The organism is Lysobacter sp. Root667, assembly GCF_001427715.1.
Taxonomy (GTDB): domain Bacteria; phylum Pseudomonadota; class Gammaproteobacteria; order Xanthomonadales; family Xanthomonadaceae; genus Lysobacter.
In genome coordinates, this window is sequence record NZ_LMHF01000016.1 from 44,721 (window position 1) to 62,388 (window position 17,668).

A 17,668-nucleotide genomic window follows, 5' to 3' on the forward strand; every position below is an offset into this window, starting at 1 on the left:
TGCATCCCTCAATGTGACAAGGAGAAACCTGCCATGCAAATCCATGCCCGTATGAACAATCCCGCCGTGCTCCTGCCCGATGCCATGAAGGCCTTGTGGGCGCTGAAGAAATCGACCGAGCAGAACGGAGTGCCGAGCACGACCTTCGATCTGGTCGAGTTGCGCGCCAGCCAGATCAACGGCTGCAGCGCCTGCGTCGACATGCATTCGCGCAAGGCCAAGAAGGACGGCGAAAGCGATGAGCGCCTGTTCGCGGTCGCGGCCTGGCGCGAGACGCCGTACTTCAACGAAGCCGAACGCGCGGCGCTGGCCTTGGCCGAATCGGTGACGCGCATCTGCGACCGTTCCGATGCGGTATCGGACGAGGTCTGGGAAGAGGCGCAGCGTCACTACGACGAGCCCGCGCTGGCCGCGCTGGTATTGGCGATCGCCAACATCAACGTCTGGAACCGCCTCAACGTCGCGGTGCGGCAGCCGGTGGGCGACTGGGCCTGAGCCCGGAGCGAGTGGCAGAGCCGGTTCGCATCGCGATCCGGCTCGTGCTTGCGAAGCGATCGCCTACTTGAGGACGAAGCTCGCGCTCAGCGGCACTTCGACGCCGCGCAGTCGGTCCTTCAGTGTGACCCGCAGGGTCCAGCGGCCCGGCGGGTCGCCGGGTTCGGCGACGAACTGCAGGTTCGTCGTCGCCAGGTAGGTGTGGGTCGGACTGCCTTCCAGCTTGACCTTGAAACAGGGCAGATCCTTGGCGCCGGTGCTCGCGGTGCCGTCGGGGCGCAGCATGAGGAAGTCGCAGGCGACATCGGTCATGCCGTCGGCGCCGACCTTGGGATTGGCCAGGAAGGTGAGCATGGTCAGGGTGCCGCCACTGCTGACTTCCTCGGCGGCGGTGAAGGTCGGCGTGTGCTCTGCCGGGGTGTCCCACTTTTCCTGCCAGTCGCCGTCGGCTGTGATCAGCAGGCGGCCGCTGAACTCCTGGACCGTGCGCATCGACTCGGTCTGCGGCAGTCGATTGCCTTCGCGGTCGATCCAGCCCGCTTGCGCGCAGGCCGCGCCCGGCAATGCGAGCGCGAGTGCGATCAGGGCGGTAAAAATCGTTTGCATGTGCTGCGCGTTCCTTGCGTCAGGGTGGGCGATCGCGGGGCTCAGGCGCCGGGCAGCGGCAAGGGCCAGGCGTTGACGACCTTGCAGAACAATTGCGCGGTACGCTCGGCATCGTAGACGGCCGAGTGCGCCTCTTCGGCGTTCCATTCGAAGCCCGCGGCCTGCACCGCGCGCGCGAGCACGGTCTGGCCATACGCCAGGCCGCCCAGGGTCACGGTGTCGAACACGCTGAAGGGATGGAAGGGGTTGCGCTTGTGGCCGCTGCGCGCGACCGCGGCGTTGAGGAAGTTGAGATCGAAGTGGGCGTTGTGGCCGACCAGGATCGCGCGCTGGCAGCCGTGGCGCTTGACCGCCTCGCGCACCGGCGCGAACACGTTTTCCAGCGCGACCCGCTCGGGCTTGGCGTCGCGGAACGGATGGTCGATGTCGATACCGGTCACTTCCAGCGACTTGGGATCGATCTCCAGGCCGAGCGCGGGCACCACGTGCGCGCTGGCCGTGACGCCGGGAATCAGCAGGCCGTTTTTGTCGAGCTCCAGCGGAACCACGGCGATCTCAAGCAGGGCGTGGCGGTTCCAATCGAAACCACCGGTTTCGACGTCGACCACGACCGGCAGGAAGCCGCGGAAACGGGTGTTCAGACGGGGCGGGGCGGTGGCGGGTTTGGGGGCGGTGCCGGCATCGATCATGCGGAAAGCCTAGCAGACGGCGATGGCAGACCCGTTTGGCGGGGCCTCATACGGCCTCGCCGAGGCGCAGCCGGCGCTGCGGGCTCCGGGGTCTGCGGTCTTCGGGACGGCCATGCGGCGCGCCGGCACGACAGGAAACGCGCCGCTAGCGCCGGCGCTGCCCAAGCAGGGCCGCGATCAGACGGAACGGTCGGCGCGCGCGCCTGGCACGACGCCGTTGCTGCGCATCTGTTCGAGCAGGGCGCGGCCCTGGACGACGAAACTGGCCAGGTCGTCGCTGCCGGCCTCGGCGGCCAGCGCCTGCAACTGCTCGCGGCCGCTGAGTTCGGGCGACTCGCCCAGGCGTTCGACCAGGCGATAGGCGAGCGGACTGAGTTCGGAGAAACGGACCTCGCCGTCGGCCTCGCGCCGCAACAGCAGCAGGGTCGGTTGCGGCGGCGGGGCCTCCGGCTGGAACTGCGCGCCGATCCGATGCACCGGCCAGACGTAGGCCAGGGGCCAGGCCAGCGGCGACAGCACCGGCACGCCGTCGAGCAGGTCGGCATCGGCGTCGAACTCGGCCGGATCGAGCGCGGCATCGGACAGCTGCAGGGCCAGCTCGACCCATTCGTAGTGCGCCAGTTCGAGCAGGAACGCCGGCTCGAGTTCGTCGCGGTCTTCGAGGTAGCGCAGGAACTCGCGCGCGAGCTCGGGAAACAGCGGCGTGCGGCAGCGGTGCTCGCGATAGAAATCGCGCACCAGCGCGGTCCAGCGTTGTTCGCCCAGCAGTTCGCTGACGACCGGGAAGTTGCCGGCCAGCAGGCCTTCGATGTTGTTGAACAGCAGGTCGCGATAGACCGCCAGGCGCCGCTCTTCGATACCGGCCGGGGCGGGGCTGGCATGCGGGTCGCGCAGGTGCCGGGTCAGTTCGAACTGCTGCGCGCGCAATCGCGCGGGCGCGTCGGCGCGCGGCTCAGCCATGGGCCTGGCGCGCGGCGGCGGGCGCGTGTTCGCGCAAGACGGCGCGCACGGTGTCGAGTTCGGCCACCAGCTCGGCGTAGGGCGGGAAATTGAAGTCGCGTTCGAGCAGGGTCGGGCGCGCGCCGAAGCGCCGGTAGGCCTCGCCCAGCAGCGACCACACCGCGTCCTTGACCGGGGCGCCGTGGGTGTCGATCTTGAGGTCGTCGGCTTCGTCGTAATGGCCGGCGACGTGGATGTAGGCGATGCGTTCGCCCGGCAGCGCGGCCAGGAACGCGCTCGCGTCGTAGCGGTGGTTGATCGAATTGACGTAGACGTTGTTGACGTCGAGCAACAGGTCGCAGTCGGCTTCGGCCAGTACGGCCTGGGTGAAGTCGATCTCGCTCATTTCCTGGTGCGGCGTGGCGTAGGTCGAGGTGTTCTCGACCGCGATGCGGCGGCCGACGATGTCCTGGGTCTGGCGGATGCGCGCGGCGACGTGGTGCACGGCTTCCTCGGTGAACGGAATCGGCAGCAGGTCGTAGAGGTGGCCGTCGTCGCTGCAGTAACTCAGGTGTTCGCTGTACAGGCGCACGTGGTGCTGGTCGAGGAAGCGGCGGACCCGGATCAGGAAGGTTTCGTCCAGGGGCTCGGTGCCGCCCAGCGACAGCGACAGGCCGTGGCAGACCAGCGGATGGCGCGCGGCGAGTTCGCCCAGGGCGTCGCCGTAGCGGCCACCGACCCCGATCCAGTTCTCGGGCGCGAGCTCGAGGAAGTCGAAATCGGTGGGCGCGGCCGATCGCAGCGGGCCCAGCAGGGCCCGCCGCAAACCGAGGCCGACGGCGTCCGCGTTCAGCGGACGCACGCCCTCCATGCGTGGATCAGACCGAGCCACCGCACTTGCCTTCGCCGCACTTGCCTTCGGCGGCCTTCTTGCCCTCGGCAGCCTTCTTGTCCTTGTCGGCGCCGCACTTGCCTTCGCCGGTCTTCTTCTTGTCGGCACCGCACTTGCCTTCGCCGCACTTGCCTTCTGCGGCCTTCTTGTCCTTGTCGGCGCCGCAGCTGCCTTCGGCATGCTTCTTGTCGGCGCCACAGCTGCCTTCAGCGGCCTTGGCGTCGGTGGCCTTGGCATCGGCGGCCTTATCGGCCGTCTGCGCCTGCTGGGCGCCGAGCAGGTAACCCTGGGCGAGGTCGCTCATGGCGAAGGCGGAGGTGGACAGGGTCAAACCGCCGACCAGGGCGGCGCCGAGCGCGAGGGCGACGGGTTTCTTGATCTGCTTGGACATGCGCTTGCTCTCCATTACGTTGGCGATGATGACGGGATCGACCCGCCGGTGAAAAACACAGGGCGGAAGCGGGCGCAGTGTGCCCGGTTCCTTGTTCGAAAACTGTTCATGGATCCAGATATTCGCGCGCCAGCATGCGCGCGCGGTGCAGGCGCGCCTTGACCGCTTCGCGCGTGAGCGACAGGCGTTCGGCCATTTCGGCGATGGTCAGGCCCTGCAGATCGCGCAGCAGCACGACCTCGCGATAGTGCGCGGGCAGGGATTCGAGCGCGGCGGCGACATCGTGGCGCCATTGGCAGGGCTCGGGCAGCGCCACCGCCAGGATGTCCTCGGTGATCGCCTCGCCGGTGAGCAGGCGCATGCAGCGTTTGAGGCGGTTGCACTCGCGCTTGACGATGCGGAAGGTCCAGGAGGCGAAGCACTCCAGCGAGCGCAGGTCGCACAGCTTGCGCGAGACCGCGATCAGGGTTTCCTGGACCGCATCCTCGACGTCGTTGATGACGCAGTGGAATTCGGCGTAACGGCGCAGGTCCTGGCGCGAGCGCACCAGCACGCGTTCGAGCGCGCCGCGGTCGCCCGCACGGGCCGCTTCCAAGTCGCCATAGGCCGACGTCACGCTCATGCCCTTCGTATCCCTCCGAATCCTTGCTACATAAACCGCAGCGGGGCGCTGCGAACATGTACCAAGAGTTAGGGGTTACGGCAAACGGTTCGCGGCGGAGGCAGCCGGATCGGTTTTGTTGGGCGTGCGTTCAGTTAGTGAACACTGGAAACGTTTGCAGTTTTGCTGCGCTGCAGCGAGACGGATCGGCGCCCGGGAGGCGCCCGCAGCCCGGCCCCGCGATCGCGGAGCCGGGCACGGCTTCGTATCAGACGACGCCGGTGGTGTTGGTGTCGTCGCGCTTCTCGCGCGGCGGCAGCAGTTCCTCGCCCTTGACCAGGAACCAGACGTTTTCGGCGATGTTGGTGGCGTGGTCGCCGATGCGTTCGATGTTCTTGGCCATGAACAGCAGATGCGTGCAGGGGGTGATGCTGCGCGCGTCCTCCATCATGTAGGTGAGCAGCTCGCGGAACAGGCCGGTGTAGGCGGTGTCGATCTCGGCGTCGCGTGCGCGCACGCGCTGGGCCAGTTCGATGTCGTTCTCGCGATAGGCGGCGAGCACGTCGCGCAGCTGCTTGACCGCGAGCGTGCCCAGCGCGTGCAGGCCGGCGATGTGCGGCAGCGGCGGCGACAGATTGAGCGCGGTCGAGCGCTTGGCGACATTGGCGGCGTAGTCGCCGACGCGTTCGATGTCGGCGGCGATGCGGATCGCGGCCAGGATCTCGCGCAGGTCGCGCGCCATCGGCCCGCGCAGGGCGAGCTTCATCACGTCGTGGCTGATTTCCTGCTCCAGCGCGTCGATCGCCTCGTCGTTGGCGATGATGCGCTCGGCGGCCTTGTCGTCGCGGCGTTCGACCACGTCGAGCGCGGCTTCGAGCTGGGACGCGGCCATCTCGCCCATGCGCAGGGTTTCGTCGAGCAGGCGGCGCTGCTCGTCGTCGTAGCTCTTGACGATATGGTCGTGCATATGGGTGCTCATGGGAGTGTCCGAATTTCGTTCCAATTCTGGTTTGTACTGCATTGCCATCCATGGCGAGACACTCGGTCTCCGGATGGTCCGGCCCGGCCATCCTGGCCGGGCGCTCGGTACCGCAGCCGATGCCGATAGGGCATCGGCTAAGCGCGGTCCCTCACCCAAACCGCCCGGTAATGTAATCCTCGGTCTGCTGCTTGCTCGGCTTGGAGAATATGGTTTCGGTCGGCGCGTGCTCGATCAGATCGCCGAGGTACATGAAGGCGGTGAAGTCCGACACGCGCGCGGCCTGCTGCATGTTGTGGGTCACGATCGCGATCGTGTAGTCCTTCTTGAGCTCCTCGACCAGCTGCTCGATGCGGCTGGTCGAGATCGGGTCCAGCGCCGAAGTCGGCTCGTCCAGCAGCAGCACGTCCGGGCGCAGGGCGACCGCGCGGGCGATGCACAGACGCTGCTGCTGGCCGCCGGACAGGCCCAGCGCGCTCTGGCCCAGCTTGTCCTTGACCTCGTCCCAGAGCGCGCCCTGGCGCAGGGCGTGCTCGACGCGGTCGTTCATTTCCGACTTCGACAGCTTCTCGTGGTGGCGGATGCCGTAGGCCACGTTCTCGAAGATGGTCATCGGGAACGGCACCGGCTTCTGGAACACCATGCCGACCTTGCTGCGCAGGCGGTTCATCGGGTACTTGGCGTCGAGTATGTTCTCGCCGTCCAGCAACACTTCGCCGCGCGCTTCCAGCTTCGGGTACAGCGCGTAGATGCGGTTGAAGATGCGCAGCAGGGTCGACTTGCCGCAACCGGAAGGGCCGATCAGCGCGGTGACCTGCTTCTCGGGAATCTCCAGGTTGATGCTCTTCAGCGCGTGGAACTTGTCGTAGTAGAAGTCCAGCCCGCGTGCGGCGAGCTTGACCGGCGCCGAGGCGGCGGCAGTACTGTCCCGCTCGGGCGTGGCGAGAGTGAGGCGGGCGTCGTTCATGGCCGGAGTCCGGTCGAGGGAATGAAGGGTCAGGTCAGTCATTGGAAATCCGATTCCGCAGCACCAGGGTGCGCGCGATCAAGCTGACGACGAGGACGAAGAAGGTCAGCACCAGAGCGCCGGCCCAGGCCAGGGTCTGCCAGGATTCATAGGGGCTGCCGGCGAACTGGTTCATCACCACCGGGACGCTGGCCATGGGCTGCAGCACGTTGGTGCTCCAGTACTGGTTGCCGAAGGCGGTGAAAAGCAGCGGTGCGGTTTCGCCGGAGATGCGCGCCAGGGCGAGCAGGATGCCGGTGACGATGCCGGCCGAAGCGCTGCGGTACAGCACCTGCACGATCACTTTCCACTGCGGCACGCCCAGCGACAGCGCGGCCTCGCGCATCTGCGAGGGCACCAGGCGCAGCATCTCGTCGGTGGTGCGCACCACCACCGGCAGCACGATGAAGGCCAGCGAGATCGCGCCGGCCAGGGCCGAGAAGTTGCCGCCGGTCTGCATCACCACCAGGGTGTAGACGAACAGGCCGAGCACGATCGACGGCGCCGACAGCAGGATGTCGTTGACGAAGCGGACCACGGTGCCGATCTTGCGGCCGACCCCGTATTCGGCCAGCCAGGTGCCGGCGGCGACGCCGAGCGGGGTGCCGATCAGGATCGCGATCGCGCACATCACCGCGCTGCCGAAGAAGGCGTTGAGCAGGCCGCCTTCCTGCATCGGCGGCGGCGTGTTCTGGGTGAACAGCGCCAGGTTGATGCCGCCCAGGCCCTTGGCGATCAGGGTCCACAGGATCCAGCCCAGGAAGAACAGGCCGAATGCGGCGGCGGCACAGGCCAGTGCGACCGCGATGGTGTTGCCGATGCGGCGTCGACGGTACAGGCCGTCGGCGGTGCGCAGTTCCTTGGCGGTGGCGACGGCCATCAGTTGCCCTCCTTGCGCGAGAGTTGCATCAGCATGAAGCGGGCCGCGGCGAGGACCACGAAGGTGACGATGAACAACACGAAGCCCAGCAGCAGCAGCGCCGAGCGGTAGGTCTCGGTGGCTTCGCCGAAGTCGTTGGCGATCAGCGCGGCGATGGTGGTGCCCGGCTCCAGCAGCGAGGCCGAGAAGTTGACCGAGTTGCCGATCACGAACGCGACCGCCATGGTCTCGCCCAGCGCGCGGCCGAGACCGAGGAAGACGCCGCCGATCACCGCCGAGCGGGTGTAGGGCAGGACGATGTCCCAACTCACTTCCCACTTGGTCGAGCCCAGCGCGTAGGCCGATTCCTTGAGCCGGGTCGGCACGGTCAGGAACACTTCGCGCATCACCGAGGAGATGAAGGGGATCACCATGATCGCCAGCACGATGCCGGCGGTGAGCATGCCGATGCCCAGCGGCGGGCCCTGGAACAGGCGGCCGATCACCGGCCAGGTGCCGACGTGGTCGTTGAGCCAGGGGGTCACGTATTCGGTCATCACCGGCACCAGCACGAACAGGCCCCACATGCCGTAGATGATCGAGGGGATGCCGGCCAGCAGTTCGATCGCGGTGCCGATCGGGCCGCGCGCCCAGCGCGGCGCGACTTCGGTCAGGAAGAAGGCGATGCCGAAGCTGACCGGCACGGCGATGATCATCGCGATCATCGCGGTGGCGATGGTGCCGTAGATCGGTACCAGCGCGCCGTACTGGTCCTCGACCGGATTCCATTCGGCGGTGATGAAGAAGTCGATGCCTTCCTTGGCGAGTACGGCGCGGCCGCCCCAGAGCATCGACAGCGCGGCACCCGCGAGCGCGATCAGGACGAAGATCACGGTCGCGGTCAGGACATAGCGGAACAGACGGTCGTTGCGCGCGTCGGCATGGTCGCGCGCTAGCGGTGCGGACGTGGGTAGGGCGGTCGCGTTCATTGCGAGTAGGAGTCCGTGAGGGCGGGGCGTGCGTGCGGTGCGCTAGAACGTTGTGGTCTTGGTGGCGGACGTCGTTCCCGCACAGGCGGGCTCTGCTTTACTTCGGCGGCGCCGAACATCCGGGTTCTATCGAGGCGGGGCGCTTGGGGTGCGGGATGGCCCCATCGGCAAAGCCGGGCGCTGCGCGCCCGGACCGATGGCTCACTTGAACTCCGCCGCCCAATAGGCCTCGACCTGCTTCACCAGTTCCGGCGGCAGCGGCACGTAGTCCAGCGAGCTCGCCTGGGCCTGGCCGTTCTCGAACGCCCACTTGAAGAAGGCGCGGGTATCGGCGCTGCGCTTGGCGTCCTTGGGCTGCTTGTACATCAGGATGAAATTGGTCGCGGTAATCGGCCAGGCGTTGGCGCCGCTGGCGTTGGTGATCACCAGGTTGAAGTCCTTGGCGTTGGCCCAGTCGGCGCTGGCGGCGGCGGCCTGGAAGGCCTCGGCGCTGGGCTGGACGAAGTTGCCGGACGCGTTCTGTAGCTGCGCGTAGCTCATCTTGTTCTGCAGTGCGTAGGCCAGTTCGACGTAGCCGATCGAACCCTTGATCTGCTTCACGTACGAGGCCACGCCTTCGTTGCCCTTGCCGCCGACGCCGCCCGGCCACTGCACCGAGGTGCCTTCGCCGACCTTGGTCTTCCAGGCCGGGCTGACCTTGGACAGGTAGTTGGCGAAGTTGAAGGTGGTGCCCGAACCGTCGGAGCGGTGGACGATGTTGATCTTGGTCGCCGGCAGCGCGGTGCCCGGGTTGACCGCAGCGATCGCCGGATCGTTCCAGACCTTGATGTTGCCCAGGAAGATCTCGGCCAGCAGCGGGCCGGTCAGGCGCAGCTTGCCGGCGTCGAGGCCGTCGATGTTGACCACCGGCACCACGCCGCCGATCGCCGACGGGAACTGGCCCAGGCCGGCCGCGGCGAGCTCTTCGGCCGTCAGCGGTTTGTCGGAGGAGCCGAAATCGACCGTGCCGGCCTTGATCTGGGCGATGCCGCCGCCCGAGCCGATCGACTGGTAGTTGACCTTGGCGCCGGTGGCCTTGTTGTAGTCGTCGGACCACTTCGACAGCAGCGGGTAGATGAAGGTCGCGCCGGCACCGGTGATCAGGGCGGCGGTCTTGTCGCCGGCCGCAGCAGCGGCGTCCGCAGGAGCGGCGCCGTCGGCGGCGGCCTTCGGCGCGTCGGTGCCGGGCTTGCACGCGGCCACGGCCAGCGTCAGGGCGAGGGACAGGGCGGCGATGCGGGCCGGCGACGATTTCATGCGCAACTCCATGAGGGGTGCCGACGAGGCTCGCCGGCGGGGCTGTGTCATTTGATGATCTTTTTGTTACAGCGCTATGACATCGTTCGGTAACGAATTTGTAGTGAAAGGCTGAAAGGCCGTAGCGGCGGGCTTTGCGGGGGCTTTGGGGGCGAGGCCGGGCTGGTGTAGCGCCGTGAGCGCGACGTAAAGAAGGCCGTGCCGGGATCTTCAGCCCTCGCGGCTTTAGCCCCTCTCCCGCTCGCGGGAGAGGGGTTGGGGTGAGGGCCTACGCAGCAACGAGCTTGCGTCGCCGCTTCGCTTTCGCGCGCCCTCATCCGGCCCTTCGGGCCACCTTCTCCCGCAAGCGGGAGAAGGGGCATGGCGGGAGGAGGGACTGTGCGGCGGGGAGGGGACGTGAATCGAGGCCCCAAAACGCAGAACGGGCCCGAAGGCCCGTCCCGTGCAACCCGATCCGCGGGGGATCAGTAATTCATGTTCGCCGACCAATAGGCTTCGATCTGCTTGACCAGCGCGTCCGGCAGCGGCACGTAGTCCAGGGCCTTGGCCTGAGCGTCGCCGTTGGCGTAGGCCCAGCGGAAGAATTCCTTGGCGTTCTTGGCGCCCGGCGCGTTCTTCGGCTGCTTGTACATCAGGATGAAGTTGGTCGCGGTGATCGGCCAGGACTTCTCGCCCGGCGCGTTGGTCATCACCAGGTAGAAGTCCTTGGCGCTGGCCCAATCGGCGCTGGCGGCGGCGGCCTGGAAGGTCTCGTCGCTGGGCAGCACGAAGTTGCCGGCGGCGTTCTTCATGCGCGAGTAGGTCATCTTGTTCTGCAGCGCGTAGGACAGCTCGACGTAGCCGATGCCGCCCTGGATCTGCTTGACGTAGGCGGCCACGCCTTCGTTGCCCTTGCCGCCGATACCGACCGGCCACTTGACCGCGGTGCCTTCGCCGACCGAGCTCTTCCACTCGCCGCTGACCTTGGACAGGTAGTTGACGAAGTTGAAGGTGGTGCCCGAACCGTCCGAGCGGTGCACGACGGTGATCTTCTTCGCCGGCAGCTGCACGCCGCCGTTGAGGGCGACGATCGTCGGGTCGTTCCACATGGTGATCTTGCCGAGGAAGATCTTGGCCAGGGTCTCGCCATCGAGCTTCATCGCGCCCGAGGCCACGCCCGGGACGTTGATCACCGGCACCACGCCGCCGATCACCGACGGGAACTGGGCCAGGCCGAACTTGGCCAGCTCATCGGGCTTCAACGGCGCGTCGGAGGAACCGAAGTCCACGGTCGCCGCCTTGATCTGGGCGATGCCGCCGCCGGAACCGATCGACTGGTAGTTGACCTTCTTCTGGGAGGCCTGGGCGTAGTCGGCCGACCACTTGGACATGATGGGATAGACGAAGGACGCGCCGGCGCCGGTGACGTCGGCGGCCTGGGCGGCCACCGGAACGATGGCGGCGGTCGCGAGCGCGAGCGCGGCGAGACGGAAGCGGAAGGACTTGAACACGGAGGGCTCCTGGAGAGAGACGGCGGGCAATGGCCCGCTCGCTGCGAATTTCATAACGGTTCGATGACAGTCGCGGGTCGTAGATGTGACAAACCGGTGACACGCGACATTTGGCTGAAGCGCTGGACCGCCGGCGAGGCCGGTGACCGGACGCAAAAAGGGGCGCGGCGTAGGCCGCGCCCCGAGGCGATTCGCGAATTTGCTGCCAGTGGGGGGAGAGAAGCGGTACGGCTTACCAGTAGAACTGCATGCGCACTTCGGTGATGTTCGGGTTGTCGTCGACGTAGCGACGGGTGGTGCCGCCGACCCACTTGCTGCTGTCGACCTTGACGTAGTTCAGCATGAACTTGAAGTTCGAGCGCCAGTACCAGTTGACGCCCAGGGTCCAGGCATCCTGCTCGCCGCCGAGCACGCCGGTGGTGGCGCCGGTGGTGACGTTGCCGCTGCCGTCGTTCAGATCGACGGTGTCGTAACGCAGGCCGAGCTGCCACAGGCCCTTCTCGGGCGCGTCGGGCAGCGGGGTGGTCGGGGTGCCGGCCTTGTAGCCCCAGGTCTCGCCGGTGATGTTCCACAGGCCGCTGATGTAGCCGCCGTCGAAGTCCACGTCCGGCGCCACGCCGTAGCGCTTGACGCTGGTCTTCATGTACTCGCCCTGCAGCTTGAACGGGCCGTGCACCCACAGGCCTTCGACGCCGGTGGTGGCGACGCGGTCGGAGCGGGTGATCGAGCCGGTGCTGACCAGGGTCTGCGAGATGTCGGCCAGCGGACGGGCGCTGAACGAAACCGTGTCGCCGGTGCCCGCGGTGCCGCCCAGGTCGGCGTCGTAATCGACATGCGACAGGCCGAAGTGCAGGACATTGCCGGTCTCCAGGATCGGAGCCCAGGTGCCGCGCAGGCCGAAGCCGTTGCCGTGCTTGCGGTTACGGGTCAGCTCGCGGCTGAAGTAGGTGGCGTTGACGCCCCAGTTGACGTCGCCGTAGTAGTAGCCGACGCCGACGCGACGGGCGATGCCGAAGGTGTTGGTGATCGAAGCCTTGGCGACGAAGTCGTTGTTCTTCGTCGAGGACAGCTCTTCCAGGCTGTTGGGCTGCTTGAACTGGCCGACCTGGATGAAGTGGTTGGCGTTGTTGCCGAACTTGTACTTGACGTTGGCGTCGAGGAACTTGTCGTCCTTGGCGTCGTAACCCAGCACCCACTCGAAGTTGCCCGGACCCTTGCCCTTCAGCACCAGCTCGGCGCGACGCAGTTCGTTGTCCGAATCGCTGCCGTCCGGGGCGTCGACGTTGAGGTTCTTGAGGTCGTTGCCGTAGCTGTAGTAGTCGGCCTGGAGCAGACCTTCGAAGCTGACTTCGGAGTCGCCGATCACGTCGAGCGCGACTTCGGCGTGGGCGGCCGGAGCGACGAGCGCGGCGAGCAGCGCGACGGACAGGGTGCTGCGGGAGAGTTTCATGGCGTGGCCCTAGGGCGTGGTTGGATGCCGCGCAGGCTAGGGTGTGAAAGTTGCGTAAATATGACAGGACTGACTTATTTCGCCGGCATGACCGATCCATGACGGTCCCGCCAAGCGCCCGCCGATAGCCGCAAATCAAGCGGCGACGGGCTCCGGCTGGCCTGGGGTCTTGTCCGGGTAGTGGCAAAGATCGCGGATCGCGCAGTGCGGGCAGTCCGGCTTTCGTGCCTTGCAAACGTAACGTCCGTGCAGGATCAGCCAGTGGTGCGCGTCGTGCAGGTAGGCCGGCGGTACGCGCTTGAGCAGGCCGTCTTCGACCGCGCGCACGTTCTTGCCGGGCGCCAGGCCGGTGCGGTTGGCGACCCGGAAGATGTGGGTGTCGACCGCCATGGTCGGTTCGCCGAAGGCGGTGTTGAGGACCACGTTGGCGGTCTTGCGGCCGACCCCGGGCAGGGCCTCGAGCGCGGCGCGCTCGCGCGGGACCTGGCCGCCGTGCAGATCGATCAGCTGCTGCGATAGCGCGACCACATTGGCGGCCTTGGTGTTGTACAGCCCGATCGTGGCGATATAGGGCTTGAGCCCCTCGACCCCGAGCGCGGCGATCGCCTGCGGCGTGTTGGCGACAGGGAACAACTTGCGGGTGGCCTTGTTGACGCCAACGTCGGTGGCCTGCGCGGACAGGGCGACCGCGACCAGCAGTTCGTACGGCGAGCTGTATTCGAGCTCGGTGGCCGGCTTGGGGTTCAGCGCCTTGAGCCGGGCGAACATCTCCTCGGCTTCGGCCGGGGTCATTCGGACCGCGCGCCTGGGTTTGGCGGCGGCGCCCTTCGCGGCCTTGGGCTTGGCAGTCGCCGGTTTTTCGCCGGCCGCGGTTGTCTTCGGGCCCGGGCGACGTTTCGCGACGGCCGTAGCGTTCTTGCCGACTCGACTCACGACTGGTTGCGCTCCGCGGCTTTGGCCTTGGCGCGCGCCAGCGCGGCCGCGGCCGCGGACGGCAGCGTCGGGCGTGACGGCGCGGCGGCCGGGGTCATGGCGCCGTCGCGCGTCACGGCCTCAGGCGCGCGAGCGCCCGCGCGTTGCGCCGCGCGCTCCTGCGCGCGCTGCGCCAGGCGCGCGTTGCGGGCGCGATAGCGCGCGCGCGCGGCCAGCGCCTTGCTGCGCGCCACGCGTGCGTCGATCAGCATCGCCGTGCAATCCGGCGTGCATGCGTTGCAGGCCGCGGCGTCGAGCAAACCCAGCGCCAGCGCGCGATCGAGATCGTCCGCGGCCAGCGCGGCCACGATCGCGTGCGCCGCGGCACCGCCGGCGCGCGTGCAGCCGCAGCGGCAGGGCGCTGCCGCGCTCACGTGCCGGAGAACACCGGCTTGCGGCGTTCCAGGAACGCGCCGGTGCCTTCGCGCATGTCGTCGGTCGCGAACATCAGCCCGAACTGCGCGGTCTCGTATTCCAGGCCTTCCTCGATCCCGCATTCGCCGCCGACCGCGACGCAGTCGAGCACGCCGCGCAGCGCCAGCGGCGCGGCCGCGGCCAGCTGCTCGGCGAGCTTGAAGGTTTCGGCTTCCAGTTCGGCCGCCGCGACCACGCGGTTGACGATGCCGAGCTGGCGCGCGCGTTCGGCGTCGATCGGCGTGCCGACCAGGCACAGTTCCAGGGTCGCGGCGCGCCCGGCCAGGCGCAGCAGGCGCTGGGTGCCGCCGAAGCCGGGGATCAGGCCGAGGTTGATCTCGGGCTGGCCGACCTTGGCGGTGTCGGCGGCGATGCGCAGGTGGCAGCCCATCGCCAGTTCCAGGCCGCCGCCCAGGGCGAAGCCGTTGACCATCGCGATCACCGGCTTGGGCATTTTCTCGATCCGGCGCATCAGCTTCTGCCCGCGCAACGAGAAATCGCGGCCCTGGACCGGGGTCAGGCCGTTCATTTCCGAGATGTCGGCGCCGGCCACGAAGGCCTTGGGGCCGGAGCCGGTCAGGACCACGCAGCGCACCGCCGGGTCGGCGGCCGCGGCCTCGAAGGCCTGGTACAGCGCGTCCAGGGTCTGCGCGTTCAGCGCGTTCAGCTTGTCGGGGCGGTTGACGGCGATCACACGCACGGCGCCGCGATCGGTGGTCAGCAGGGGCGATGAGGACATGGGTGGGGTCGTATGAATAGGTGCGGGGGAGGGGCCTGAACCGGTTGCGGCGACGGAACTCCGGCGCTTGCGCGGGGTCTGAGCCCTGGATGTCAGTGGCGGTTAAGCTCTGCGGCCGCTATCCTACCCCGTCCATCTGGGCGTATTCGACCCACTGGGCCTTATCGTCGGGGCGGTCCAAACCGCCCCGTGTCATTACCGGAGATTCCAACGAATGAAGTTGCGTTTGATTGCTGCCGCTGTCGCGGCCCTGGCTCTGACCGCCGGCAACGCCGTCGCGCAGGACACTTCGTCCGAGAAAGGCAAGCTGAGCTACGCGCTGGGCTACGACCTGGGCCGTAACGCCATCGAAAGCGGCGAGCAGGTCGATGTGAACACCATCATCAAGGGTCTGCAGGACGGCTACGGCAAGAAGCAGCCGGCCGTCGCGGTCGACCAGTTGCGCACCGCCGTGCAGAACATGCAGCAGCGCCAGCAGGCCAAGGCCAAGGCCGAGTGGGAAAAGGCCGCCGCCGAGAACAAGACCAAGAGCGACACCTACCTGGCCCAGAACAAGGCCAAGGCCGGCGTGAAGACCTTGCCCAGCGGCGTGCAGTACCGCGTGATCGAAGCCGGCACCGGCGCCAAGCCGACCCAGACCAACACCGTGCAGCTGGAAGTCGCAGGCCCCTACGCCTGGGGCGAGCGTCCGGCCACGGCGCGTCCGCCGCAGGCGATCCCGGCCATCAAGGTCAGCGAGATCGAAATGCAGGCGATGCGCGAAGTGCTGCTGCAGATGCCGACCGGCTCGAAGTGGGAAGTGACCCTGCCGCCGGCCGCCGCCTACGGCGCCGATCCGCGCACGCCGTTCCCGCCGAACGTGGCGGTGCAGTTCGAAATCAAGCTGATCAGCACCAAGTAAGCCGATCAGTGAGTCGTCAGGTTGCGCCGGCTCTGCCGGCGCAACTTTTTTGAGCAGTCCACCGGCTTGGCCGGCGTAGTTTTGGGACTCACCCGCCGGCGTCGCCGGCGAGGCGTTGAACCCGGCCCCGGCCGGTGCGATGCGGCCTGCGGGCCGCCCTGACGGCCGCGCGAGGCTGCGCGGCTTGGTGGTGTGGCGAAATGAATTTCCAATTCCGGGCGGTCCTCAGTCCCTGCATCGGCGTTTGCTCGCTGGATGAGCAGGGCCTGTGCGAGGGCTGTCACCGCACCAGCGCCGAGATCGCGCGCTGGTCGCAGATGAACGACGACGAGCGCCTGCGGCTGATGGAACACGTGCTGCCCGAACGCGTGTCGCGCAGCCGGTGAACGCGCTGCCGCCCCTTTATCCGCCCGACTATCCGCGGCTGCGCGATGCCTTGTATCCGCTCGCGATCGAGCCCGCCGGCGCCGCCTGGAACCTGGACGAACTGCACGGCCTGCTGCCCGAGGCCGCCGAGCCCGCGCGCGCCGCGGTCCTGGTCGGCCTGGTGCCGCGCGAGGACGGCACCCGCGTGCTGCTCACGCGCCGCACCGACGCGCTGCGCCAACATGGCGGCCAGGTGAGCTTCCCGGGCGGCCGCATCGAGTCCGACGACGCCGATGCGGTCGCCGCGGCGATCCGCGAAACCGGCGAGGAGATCGGCCTGATGCCGGCGCAGATCGCGCCGCTGGGCTATCTGGATCCGCTCGCGACCATCACCGGCTACCGCGTGCTGCCGGTGGTGGCGATTGTCGACCGCGACTACGTGGCGCGGCCGGACCCGAACGAAGTCGCCGACGTATTCGAAGTGTCGCTGGCCTATCTGATGGACCCGTCCAACCTGGACGCGCACACGCTCGACTACCGCGGCAGCGCGCGCCAGGTGCTGGAGTTCCGTTATCCGGACCAGCGCATCTGGGGCGCGACCGCGTCCATGCTGTTGAACCTGCGGCAACGACTGGAGGCGATCGCATGATGGACTGGACCACCTTGGTGTCGGCCGAAGACTTGGCCGCGCAACTCGGCCGCGACGGCCTGGTCGTGATCGACGCGCGCGCCGGCCTCGCCGATCCCGACGCGGGCGCGGCGGCCTACGCGCAGTCGCATATCCCGGGCGCGCGCTACGCGCACCTGGATCACGACCTGTCCGATCACCGCAAGCGCAATGCCGGCCGCCATCCCTGGCCCGAGGCCGCGGATTTCACCGCCGCGCTGGAACGCTGGGGCGTGTCGCCGGAGGACCAGGTCGTGGCCTACGACCACGGCGACGGCGCGCTGGCCGCGGCGCGGCTGTGGGCGCTGCTGCGTCTGCTCGGCCACCGGCGCGTGGCCGTGCTCGACGGTGGCTGGCAACGCTGGAGCGAGCTCGGTCTGCCGACCGACGACGCGCTGCCGACACCGCAGCCGACGCGTTATCCCGGCAGTTTCGATCAGAACCGCTTGCTCGACGCCGACGCGGTGCGCGCGCATCTCGACGCGGGCGGGCTGTTGATCGACGCGCGCGCGGCCGAGCGCTTCCGCGGCGAAGTCGAGCCCCTGGATCGCGTCGCGGGCCACGTGCCGGGCGCTCGCAACCGCCCCTATGCGCAGAACCTGCAGCAAGGCCGCTTCAAGCCGGCCGCCGAACTGGCGGAAGGTTTCGCCGCGGTGATGGGCGACTACCTGCCGCAGCAGACCGTGATGATGTGCGGCTCCGGCGTCACCGCCTGCCATCACCTGCTGGCCATGGAGCACGCGGGCCTGCGCGGCGCGGGCTTGTTCACCGGCTCGTGGAGCGGTTGGGTCGACGATCCCTCGCGCCCGGTGGCGACGGGCGAGGCTTGAGGTCATACGGCTGAGCGCGTCCAAGCGCGCGCTGCAAACCGTTGTGGGAGCGGGGTGAGCCGCGATCGCACGGCAGCCGATCGCTTCGCATCCGCGT

The 17,668-nt window shown here is 68.0% G+C and carries 19 protein-coding genes and 1 pseudogene; 4 read left to right on the top strand and 16 right to left on the bottom strand.

The annotated features are described in order from the left end of the window. The first annotated feature begins 33 nt into the window (after nt 1-33). On the top strand, nt 34-495 hold the full coding sequence (locus ASD78_RS18885; protein ID WP_200944276.1) for a carboxymuconolactone decarboxylase family protein: 462 nt from the start codon (nt 34-36) through the stop codon (nt 493-495). Between the two features lie 63 nt (nt 496-558). Here ASD78_RS18885 and ASD78_RS18890 read toward each other — a convergent pair whose 3' ends face one another. From ASD78_RS18890 to ASD78_RS18965, 16 genes are all read right to left on the bottom strand, one after another. After that, nucleotides 559-1,101 carry a hypothetical protein gene (locus ASD78_RS18890; protein ID WP_056104374.1) on the bottom strand — a complete coding sequence of 181 codons (543 nt, stop codon included), beginning with the start codon at nt 1,099-1,101 and terminating at the stop codon, nt 559-561. Nucleotides 1,102-1,142: 41 nt separating this feature from the next. Beyond that, nucleotides 1,143-1,790 (bottom strand): ribonuclease T, encoded by a 648-nt coding sequence (rnt, locus tag ASD78_RS18895; protein ID WP_056104377.1) that lies wholly within the window; start codon nt 1,788-1,790, stop codon nt 1,143-1,145. Between the two features lie 177 nt (nt 1,791-1,967). Then, a complete protein-coding gene (locus ASD78_RS18900; RefSeq protein ID WP_055910535.1) occupies nt 1,968-2,750 on the bottom strand; it encodes a putative DNA-binding domain-containing protein in 783 nt (260 codons plus the stop codon). Beyond that, nucleotides 2,743-3,600: a DUF692 domain-containing protein gene (locus ASD78_RS18905; protein WP_055910534.1), complete on the bottom strand. Its 858-nt coding sequence runs from the start codon at nt 3,598-3,600 to the stop codon at nt 2,743-2,745. Before ASD78_RS18905 ends, ASD78_RS18900 begins: the two co-directional genes overlap by 8 nt. A 7-nt stretch (nt 3,601-3,607) precedes the next feature. After that, on the bottom strand, nt 3,608-4,012 hold the full coding sequence (locus ASD78_RS18910) for a hypothetical protein (protein ID WP_082575748.1): 405 nt from the start codon (nt 4,010-4,012) through the stop codon (nt 3,608-3,610). Nucleotides 4,013-4,118: 106 nt separating this feature from the next. Beyond that, nucleotides 4,119-4,634, bottom strand: a complete 516-nt coding sequence (locus ASD78_RS18915; RefSeq protein ID WP_055910528.1) for an RNA polymerase sigma factor — start codon at nt 4,632-4,634, stop codon at nt 4,119-4,121. Between the two features lie 247 nt (nt 4,635-4,881). Continuing rightward, nucleotides 4,882-5,592: a phosphate signaling complex protein PhoU gene (gene phoU, locus ASD78_RS18920; protein ID WP_056104382.1), complete on the bottom strand. Its 711-nt coding sequence runs from the start codon at nt 5,590-5,592 to the stop codon at nt 4,882-4,884. Nucleotides 5,593-5,743: 151 nt separating this feature from the next. After that, complete coding sequence (gene pstB, locus ASD78_RS18925) at nt 5,744-6,559, bottom strand: phosphate ABC transporter ATP-binding protein PstB (protein WP_055910522.1); 816 nt, start codon at nt 6,557-6,559, stop codon at nt 5,744-5,746. A 34-nt stretch (nt 6,560-6,593) separates the two neighbouring features. Beyond that, complete coding sequence (pstA, locus tag ASD78_RS18930; RefSeq protein ID WP_055910518.1) at nt 6,594-7,478, bottom strand: phosphate ABC transporter permease PstA; 885 nt, start codon at nt 7,476-7,478, stop codon at nt 6,594-6,596. After that, a complete protein-coding gene (gene pstC / locus ASD78_RS18935) occupies nt 7,478-8,446 on the bottom strand; it encodes a phosphate ABC transporter permease subunit PstC (protein WP_055910516.1) in 969 nt (322 codons plus the stop codon). Before pstC ends, pstA begins: the two co-directional genes overlap by 1 nt. A 201-nt stretch (nt 8,447-8,647) precedes the next feature. Next, nucleotides 8,648-9,742 (bottom strand): phosphate ABC transporter substrate-binding protein PstS, encoded by a 1,095-nt coding sequence (gene pstS / locus ASD78_RS18940; protein WP_055910692.1) that lies wholly within the window; start codon nt 9,740-9,742, stop codon nt 8,648-8,650. 464 nt (nt 9,743-10,206) lie between these two features. Further along, nucleotides 10,207-11,232, bottom strand: a complete 1,026-nt coding sequence (pstS, locus tag ASD78_RS18945) for a phosphate ABC transporter substrate-binding protein PstS (RefSeq protein WP_056104384.1) — start codon at nt 11,230-11,232, stop codon at nt 10,207-10,209. Nucleotides 11,233-11,464: 232 nt separating this feature from the next. Then, entirely contained in the window at nt 11,465-12,682 is a 1,218-nt protein-coding gene (locus ASD78_RS18950) for an OprO/OprP family phosphate-selective porin (RefSeq protein ID WP_056104387.1), read from the bottom strand. A 135-nt stretch (nt 12,683-12,817) separates the two neighbouring features. Beyond that, nucleotides 12,818-13,474, bottom strand: coding sequence for an endonuclease III (gene nth, locus ASD78_RS18955; RefSeq protein ID WP_055910509.1), 657 nt, complete (start codon nt 13,472-13,474; stop codon nt 12,818-12,820). Between the two features lie 137 nt (nt 13,475-13,611). Then, on the bottom strand, nt 13,612-13,965 hold the full coding sequence (locus tag ASD78_RS18960) for a hypothetical protein (RefSeq protein ID WP_056104686.1): 354 nt from the start codon (nt 13,963-13,965) through the stop codon (nt 13,612-13,614). 59 nt (nt 13,966-14,024) lie between these two features. Then, nucleotides 14,025-14,807 (bottom strand): enoyl-CoA hydratase-related protein, encoded by a 783-nt coding sequence (locus tag ASD78_RS18965; protein ID WP_055910503.1) that lies wholly within the window; start codon nt 14,805-14,807, stop codon nt 14,025-14,027. 214 nt (nt 14,808-15,021) lie between these two features. Here ASD78_RS18965 and ASD78_RS18970 point away from each other — a divergent pair, with 214 nt between their 5' ends. From ASD78_RS18970 to ASD78_RS18985, 3 genes and pseudogenes are all read left to right on the top strand, one after another. Continuing rightward, entirely contained in the window at nt 15,022-15,708 is a 687-nt protein-coding gene (locus tag ASD78_RS18970; RefSeq protein ID WP_055910501.1) for an FKBP-type peptidyl-prolyl cis-trans isomerase N-terminal domain-containing protein, read from the top strand. A 200-nt stretch (nt 15,709-15,908) separates the two neighbouring features. Continuing rightward, nucleotides 15,909-16,723: pseudogene (locus tag ASD78_RS18980) on the top strand (DUF1289 domain-containing protein). Beyond that, nucleotides 16,720-17,571, top strand: a complete 852-nt coding sequence (locus tag ASD78_RS18985) for a sulfurtransferase (protein ID WP_056104395.1) — start codon at nt 16,720-16,722, stop codon at nt 17,569-17,571. Before ASD78_RS18980 ends, ASD78_RS18985 begins: the two are co-directional and overlap by 4 nt. Nucleotides 17,572-17,668 lie beyond the last annotated feature (97 nt).

Bases quoted from the DNA above. Each gene is read 5' to 3' on its own strand.
- ASD78_RS18905 (WP_055910534.1), bottom strand. From the start codon at position 3,600: ATGGAGGGCGTGCGTCCGCTGAACGCGGACGCCGTCGGCCTCGGTTTG.
- rnt (WP_056104377.1), bottom strand. From the start codon at position 1,790: ATGATCGATGCCGGCACCGCCCCCAAACCCGCCACCGCCCCGCCCCGT.
- ASD78_RS18910 (WP_082575748.1), bottom strand. From the start codon at position 4,012: ATGTCCAAGCAGATCAAGAAACCCGTCGCCCTCGCGCTCGGCGCCGCC.
- ASD78_RS18965 (WP_055910503.1), bottom strand. From the start codon at position 14,807: ATGTCCTCATCGCCCCTGCTGACCACCGATCGCGGCGCCGTGCGTGTG.
- ASD78_RS18885 (WP_200944276.1), top strand. From the start codon at position 34: ATGCAAATCCATGCCCGTATGAACAATCCCGCCGTGCTCCTGCCCGAT.
- ASD78_RS18890 (WP_056104374.1), bottom strand. From the start codon at position 1,101: ATGCAAACGATTTTTACCGCCCTGATCGCACTCGCGCTCGCATTGCCG.
- ASD78_RS18900 (WP_055910535.1), bottom strand. From the start codon at position 2,750: ATGGCTGAGCCGCGCGCCGACGCGCCCGCGCGATTGCGCGCGCAGCAG.
- ASD78_RS18970 (WP_055910501.1), top strand. From the start codon at position 15,022: ATGAAGTTGCGTTTGATTGCTGCCGCTGTCGCGGCCCTGGCTCTGACC.
- pstS (WP_055910692.1), bottom strand. From the start codon at position 9,742: ATGAAATCGTCGCCGGCCCGCATCGCCGCCCTGTCCCTCGCCCTGACG.
- ASD78_RS18950 (WP_056104387.1), bottom strand. From the start codon at position 12,682: ATGAAACTCTCCCGCAGCACCCTGTCCGTCGCGCTGCTCGCCGCGCTC.
- pstA (WP_055910518.1), bottom strand. From the start codon at position 7,478: ATGGCCGTCGCCACCGCCAAGGAACTGCGCACCGCCGACGGCCTGTAC.
- phoU (WP_056104382.1), bottom strand. From the start codon at position 5,592: ATGAGCACCCATATGCACGACCATATCGTCAAGAGCTACGACGACGAG.
- nth (WP_055910509.1), bottom strand. From the start codon at position 13,474: ATGACCCCGGCCGAAGCCGAGGAGATGTTCGCCCGGCTCAAGGCGCTG.
- pstC (WP_055910516.1), bottom strand. From the start codon at position 8,446: ATGAACGCGACCGCCCTACCCACGTCCGCACCGCTAGCGCGCGACCAT.
- ASD78_RS18915 (WP_055910528.1), bottom strand. From the start codon at position 4,634: ATGAGCGTGACGTCGGCCTATGGCGACTTGGAAGCGGCCCGTGCGGGC.
- pstB (WP_055910522.1), bottom strand. From the start codon at position 6,559: ATGAACGACGCCCGCCTCACTCTCGCCACGCCCGAGCGGGACAGTACT.
- ASD78_RS18985 (WP_056104395.1), top strand. From the start codon at position 16,720: ATGATGGACTGGACCACCTTGGTGTCGGCCGAAGACTTGGCCGCGCAA.